The organism is Halobacillus sp., from assembly GCF_049282395.1.
Classification (GTDB): domain Bacteria; phylum Bacillota; class Bacilli; order Bacillales; family Halobacillaceae; genus Halobacillus.
The window spans coordinates 1-6,483 of sequence record NZ_JBAPTY010000263.1; the positions used below are offsets into that span (position 1 = coordinate 1).

At 41.7% G+C, this 6,483-nt stretch carries 6 protein-coding genes; 3 read left to right on the forward strand and 3 right to left on the reverse strand.

Annotated features, from left to right (window positions below; all coding sequences use genetic code 11):
* The first annotated feature begins 96 nt into the window (after positions 1–96).
* On the forward strand, positions 97–636 hold the full coding sequence (locus WAM07_RS11155) for a DUF6241 domain-containing protein (RefSeq protein ID WP_422166878.1): 540 nt from the start codon (positions 97–99) through the stop codon (positions 634–636).
* Positions 637–658: 22 nt separating this feature from the next.
* On the opposite strand, the gene WAM07_RS11160 is transcribed toward WAM07_RS11155, so the two are convergent.
* Positions 659–1,069 (reverse strand): GNAT family N-acetyltransferase, encoded by a 411-nt coding sequence (locus tag WAM07_RS11160; RefSeq protein ID WP_422166881.1) that lies wholly within the window; start codon positions 1,067–1,069, stop codon positions 659–661.
* A gap of 177 nt (positions 1,070–1,246) precedes the next feature.
* On the opposite strand from WAM07_RS11160, the gene WAM07_RS11165 reads away from it, so the two are divergent.
* On the forward strand, positions 1,247–1,720 hold the full coding sequence (locus tag WAM07_RS11165) for a hypothetical protein (RefSeq protein ID WP_422166883.1): 474 nt from the start codon (positions 1,247–1,249) through the stop codon (positions 1,718–1,720).
* Positions 1,721–1,928: 208 nt separating this feature from the next.
* On the opposite strand, the gene WAM07_RS11170 is transcribed toward WAM07_RS11165, so the two are convergent.
* Entirely contained in the window at positions 1,929–3,005 is a 1,077-nt protein-coding gene (locus WAM07_RS11170) for a mechanosensitive ion channel family protein (RefSeq protein ID WP_422166889.1), read from the reverse strand.
* Positions 3,006–3,030: 25 nt separating this feature from the next.
* A complete protein-coding gene (locus WAM07_RS11175) occupies positions 3,031–5,193 on the reverse strand; it encodes an ATP-dependent helicase (protein WP_422166885.1) in 2,163 nt (720 codons plus the stop codon).
* Positions 5,194–5,318: 125 nt separating this feature from the next.
* On the opposite strand from WAM07_RS11175, the gene WAM07_RS11180 reads away from it, so the two are divergent.
* Positions 5,319–6,434 (forward strand): NADH:flavin oxidoreductase, encoded by a 1,116-nt coding sequence (locus WAM07_RS11180; protein WP_422166887.1) that lies wholly within the window; start codon positions 5,319–5,321, stop codon positions 6,432–6,434.
* Positions 6,435–6,483 lie beyond the last annotated feature (49 nt).

Sequence of the window (6,483 nt, forward strand, 5' to 3'; positions counted from 1 at the left end):
AAAACAAGGAGCAAACTTCAAAGTTTGCTCCTTGTTGTGTATAATTGGAAGATCATGTTTATTTCTTTCAGGTAATATGAGGAGAGGGGACTAGTTTTGAAAAAAATAATCGGGTACACTTTATTAATAACCCTTCTGGTCGTAGGTGCTGGAGGATGGGTAGTACAAAAATATATTTTTACACCAGGTGAGGATAAGGAAGTCGCCTCCCCAGAAGATCTGCGCGAAGCGGAAGAAGTGATTACAGGGGCTGTGTCGGAGGAAGAACTAGATAGTTATGAAGAAGCAGGTAAAAATCCATTTGGTAAGGATACCCCTGCAGAAGAGTTGACGGATTATCATTATAAAGAGTACATACATGGAATGTCTCATCAAAAAGTAGAAGCTTCTAAAAAATGGGGTTTCTATGAAATCCACCCCGAGCGAATAACCTGGCTGCTTGAAGGTCTTGACCAGGCAGACGTAGAACATAAGCAGGTGTACAAGGATATTCTGGTTAAATGGAAGGAAGAGGACTTCTCCACCATAGATGAGGATCACAATGCCATTTGGAATTTACAGAATGGCACAATTGGAAAAGCCACCGGAATCCTCTCTCCGACTGAAGAGAAAGAATATATAGAGGGCAAAAAGTAAACCTAAAAAAACACTCGGAGCCTCAGCTCCGAGCGTTTTTCATTTCTTCTGGTGATTTCCTAAAACCATAAAACGAACGATACCCGCGATTTTCATAATATTCGTGGGAAGAAGTGGTAGCAAGCATCTCTACTCGCGTACTTGGATAACATTCATGAGCGGTCCGTACAAGCTGCTCACTAATCCCCTGATTACGGTGGCTTTCCTTAATCAGAATCTCACAGATATAAAGCGTCACAGCTCCATCTGTAAGTCCGCGCAGATAGCCGACTACTTCCCCATCTTCTTCAGCTACAAGAGCAGGCTCTGAATTCAACCAGGAACAACACGTTTCTTCATTTCTTTCAACTAGTCCGTTCCATCCCTCTTTCTTATTTAATTGCTGGATGTCGTGAAAGTCCTTTTCTAAAAACGATCGTATTTGAATGGTCATCCAAATTCATCCTTTCCTGTTGAGTTGCCCCTCACTCTAGCGTCGTCGTCTATTCTCTTTGTAGGCTGAGTTCCCTTATTAGATCATCTACAAACTAGAAACCCTATCCAATCCGTAATACTTTTGTGCTAAAATTACAAGGGAGAATTTTTACCTGGTCATAAGGAGAGAAGCCATATGAAAAAAATCCATATCTTTCTGGCTGTTCTAATTTTTTTAGCCGGATGTTCATCTGCCGATTTAGCCTTAAGCGATTTAAAAAACAACTATCCTAATTCATTTGCAGAACCAATTGAAACTCTTCCGAAAAGTAAGCAGGAACGGGTCGGTCTTCCGGATGAGCTTCCTTTTGAGGTGAAAGCTGTGGAAGCTTCTGCCGAGGGGAAAAAAGTAACGGTTCGTTACCAGTCTACAAAGGCTCATGATTTAACCGTCACTACCCTATTTGATCCATCTGGAGAGATGGCTGAAACAGATTTGCAGATTCCATTAAATTCTGGATCCGTGGCCGGAGTACGGGAAGAGGAAAAACAAGTTTTTGTCGAATGGTATAATAGTGATGAGAATGTCATTTACCAAATCGATTACAGTGCAGTGGATAAAGAAAAACAGACCCAGCAAGCCATGGATATCGCAAATTCCATGAATTAAGAAGACGTTCAGGTTAGTACCTGAGCGTTTTTTTGTACGCTTCAACGGATAACCCGCCTTCTTCCTCGCAATTTGGTTGATAATAAGGAACTCGTACTATACTAAAATAACTTACAATTGTAATTGTCTCAAAATTTCATCAATTATACAAACGGAAAGTTAAAGTATAAAAAAGTCTGAATCTCATCCGATTCAGACTTTCCATGTTTTAACTCTTCCATTTTTCTATAATCTTCTCATCTACACTCCTCACATGCAGATCTCTCTGTGGGAATGGAATTTCTACACCGTTTTCTCTGAAGATTGCATCAATCCTGAAGTTTAAATTGCTGCGGATTCGTATCACATGCTGAGGATCCGAGATCCAGACAAACAGCTCAAAATTTAAAGAGGAATCTCCAAACTCTTTAAAATTAATAAAAGGCTCCGGGATCTGGCGAACGGTTGGTGAAACCCCCGCTTCATCTTCCGCTACCTGGAGCAGAAGTTTTTTCACTAAAGGCACATCACTCCCATAAGCAACCCCCACTGGCATAACTAACCTCATTACTTTATCGCTATACGATCGATTAATCACGTGCTCTTCCAGAAAATACGAATTGGGAACAATAATATGCTCATTATCCAAGGTTTTAATTACCGTTGCTCTCATGTTTATACGCTGTACGTCACCAATAATTTCGTCCACAATGACCCGGTCGCCTACTTTAATAGGCCTTTCAAATAAAAGAATAATTCCGGAAATGAAATTAGAGGCAATATTCTGCATACCGAAACCAATCCCAACTCCTATGACTCCAGCAAAAACCGTAAGAGCGCTCAACTCGAACCCTACCGTAGATAAACTGATAATAATAGCCAGGACCATGATTAGATAATGAAACGCTTTGTCGAACGTAAACTGGACGCCGCGATCCAGTTCATACCGTTTATACACTCCAGGAAACACATATCCGCGAAAAAGCTTGGATATGCGGTTTGTAAGAGAAATAATCAGTACAGCTATAATCAGTAAGAACACGGATACAGGTTCTGAACCAATGGTAAATAGAGCACTGAACATCCACTGGGCACTTCGAAAATGAAAAAGAGTATAGATGACGACTCCATATAAGGCAATCCAATTAATAATGCTTTGAACCATATAAAAAATTCTGGATCGTTCCTCTTTATTAGAGCTCCATTTCTTCAAAGTGCCAATAAGAATACCTCTCACCACAATTACCGCAATCAGTACAACCGCAAATACTACAAATGAATTCATCCAAAGTTCATTGCCAGACATATTCTTCACACAACCGATCCTTCCTTTAGGATTCTTCTATTTTTTCGAGTTTCTTGAAATTCCTGCTGATCGGCCTCGGTGCTTTAAGCTTATCAAAGAACACCCGGTAAGTATTTTTCTTTTCATCTATATCCACAATCTCGCCTTCTCCGAAAACAGGGTGTTTCACCCGTGCGCCTTTTTCAAAAAAGACTGCAGGAGCCTCTTCTTTACTATGATGGGTCGCTCTTATATATTCTTTCGCTTCTTCGATCAAGGCTTCATCTAGTTCTCCGATTCTTTCATAGAGATCATCTTCCACTTCAAAAATAAAACGGGAAGGATATTTCTTCTGGCCACCATTTTGAAACCCTTCAGATTCAGTTAAGTAAAGCTCTCGTTCAGCACGGGTGACCGCCACATAAGCCAAGCGTCGCTCCTCTTCAAGCGCCCGCTCTTTTCTTTCTCTGAGCGCACGCACATTTGGCAGCACGCTTTCTGTCATCCCCACTACAAATACATAAGGAAACTCAAGCCCTTTAGCCGTATGAATGGTCATCAGCTTAACAGAATCCAGTTGATCGTCACGTTCATTATCGGTGTACAACGAAATCATTTGAAGATATTCTTCCAGATTAATATCTTCCCCCAGTGTCTGCTCATATTGAACAATGGAATGAAGTAATTCAGTCAGGTTATCCAGTCGCTCCTGGTCTCCATCCTCCCGCCGGTACGCTTCATAACCTGTTTTCTGCAGGGCTTCCTGGAGTAATTCAGAAACTTTCAACTCATCTTTTCGATTCTTTAAATATTCAATAGCTTCGATAAATGAATGGGCACCCGTCGATTTGAACCGATCGTGATCTTTATATTTTTTTAAAGTTTCATACAAAGATAGATTCTCTGCTTCAGCTCGTTCACGAAGAAACTGCATTCGCTTTTTACCAATCTGCCGCCTGGGAACATTAATAATTCTGGAAAATGACAGGTCATCTGCCGCAGCAGTCATTCGTAAGTGAGCCAGGGCATCTTTTATTTCCAGTCGATCAAAGAATTTAAAGCCTCCAAAAATCGTGTATTCAATATTAGCACTGATAAGTTCCTGTTCAATGGAACGCGACAGATAGTTTGCCCGGTACAGTATCGCAATGTCACTATAGTTCGCCTGACGGGCTTCCACAATCTCTTTGATCCGGTTCACAACCCACTTCGCCTCGTCCACTTCATTCTTTCCGTGATAATGAACGACTTTTACACCAGATGGATTGCTAGTTTCCATATCCTTATCCACACGGAAATAGTTATTCTGGATAAGAGCATTTCCAAGAGAAAGAATCTCCGGGGTAGAACGGTAATTCTGCTTTAAAAAGATCGTCTGGGTGTCAGGAAAATACGTTTCAAAATCAACCATGTACTTGGGATCAGCCCCCCTCCACTCATAGATGGTCTGATCAGGATCCCCCACCGCAAAAAGGTTTCCATGATTGGCCGAAAGCTTTTTCACTAACTCAAATTGCTTCAGGCTGCTGTCCTGAAACTCATCCACTTGAATATAGAAAAGACGATCCTGCCATTTCTCCAGTACTTCCTGATACTGGTCAAATAGGACAAACACAAAATTAAGAAGGTCATCGAAATCCAGTCCATACACACGCTTTTGTTTCTTTAAATAGCGCTGGATAATTTGACCGTCCATATCTCCAGCCGCTTCCACAGAAGGCATCTCCCCTCGCAAAATCATTTGCTGCACGTAATGAGTGTTTGCCTTGAGAATTCCTATCTTATCCAGCAGCCGCTTAAAGGTTTTATCGTTCATTTTTAAATCCATATCTTCAAAGATTTCTCTCAGCAGAATTTTCTGGTCTTCCACATCTAAAATGATAAAATTCTTAGGATAAAACAATCGGTGGATATCCTCTCGAAGTACACGAACACAAAATCCGTGATATGTGGTAATAAACCCAGTATCCTGCTCCCCGCCGATCAGCTTCTTCACACGTCGCCTCATTTCATGAGCAGCCTTATTTGTGAATGTGACCGAAAGTATATTGGAAGGATCTACCCCGAGTTCATTTACAATAAATGCGTAACGATGGGTCAGGGCACGCGTTTTTCCTGAGCCTGCTCCGGCAATGACCCGGATAAATCCTTCAGTGGAAACGACAGCTTCCTGTTGGGATTCATTTAATTCTGCAAGAAGTTCTTCCATAAAAAGTACTCACCTTTCAAAGAACATTTGTTTGTATTATAGCATATCAGGGAAGATAATCAGCAGACCCAGCTGTTTAAAAATAGCGCGTAGAGGTTATGAAATCCATGAAGGAGTTGACTAATATGAAGGAACAACATCAACCATTGTTTGAAAGTAAAACCATAAATGACCGTACGTTCGCCAACCGTTATGTAGTAGCACCGATGACCCGTGTAAGTGCCGAGAATAATGGAACGCCAAATGAAACGATGAAGAAATATTATGAACGCTATGCTAAAGGCGGATTCGGGACCGTGATCACGGAAGGAGTTTATCCGGATGAACGATTTTCACAAGGATATCCTAATCAGCCCGGCCTCGCAAATGAAGCTCAGCGCGATGCTTGGAAGCCAATTGTGAAAAGTGTTCAGGAACATGGAGCGCTTTTCATTGCGCAAATTATGCATGCAGGCGCACAATCACAGGAAAATCCATATGCTGAACACAATATCGGTCCCTCCCAAGTAGCCCCGAAGAATGATAAGCTATCTTTCTATGGAGGAGAAGGTCCTTTTCCTGAGCCGAAGAGAATGAGTCACGACGATATACAAACAGCTGTGGAATCCTTCGGCCGCTCTGCTGAACTTGCTAAAGAAGCTGGTTTCGATGGTGTAGAAATTCATGGAGCAAACGGCTATTTAATAGATCAGTTTCTAACTGATTATTTCAACCGTAGAGAAGATGAATTCGGCGGCGATACCAAAAACCGACTTCGTTTTGCTCTTGAGGTTATTAAAGAAGTTCGGAAAAAAGTCGGAAAGGACTTTATCGTAGGAATTCGCATCTCTCAAGGGAAAGCCTCCGATGCCGATCATCGATGGGCGCTTGGAGAATCGGACGCCGATACTATTTTCAGCACCCTTGGAAGCGAATCTCTCGATTATATCCATGTTACAGATGACGATGCTGAGAAACCTGGATTCGGTCAGGGCTCTATGTCCATGGCTGAAGCAGCTAAGAAGCACAGTAATATTCCGGTCATCGCAAACGGTAAATTAGCTGATCCGGAAAAAGCCGTTTATATGCTGAACAACGGACATGCCGATTTTGTGAGTTTAGGTACTAGCGCGCTTCAAAATCCTGATGCACCGAAGCGAATTAAACAGGAGAAAGCTCTGGAAGAATTTGATTTCGGTTCAATCATGCTCCCACAGGCTCACATTAAAGACCATGAATTAAACAAGCATATTATCGTATAATTTCCAAAAACCCCGCCTCTGACCATCTATCTATTAAATGGGCTGAGGC

Coding starts and splice junctions, on each gene's coding strand:
- WAM07_RS11170 (WP_422166889.1), bottom strand. CDS start 3,005: ATGTCTGGCAATGAACTTTGGATGAATTCATTTGTAGTATTTGCGGTT.
- WAM07_RS11180 (WP_422166887.1), top strand. CDS start 5,319: ATGAAGGAACAACATCAACCATTGTTTGAAAGTAAAACCATAAATGAC.
- WAM07_RS11175 (WP_422166885.1), bottom strand. CDS start 5,193: ATGGAAGAACTTCTTGCAGAATTAAATGAATCCCAACAGGAAGCTGTC.
- WAM07_RS11160 (WP_422166881.1), bottom strand. CDS start 1,069: ATGACCATTCAAATACGATCGTTTTTAGAAAAGGACTTTCACGACATC.
- WAM07_RS11165 (WP_422166883.1), top strand. CDS start 1,247: ATGAAAAAAATCCATATCTTTCTGGCTGTTCTAATTTTTTTAGCCGGA.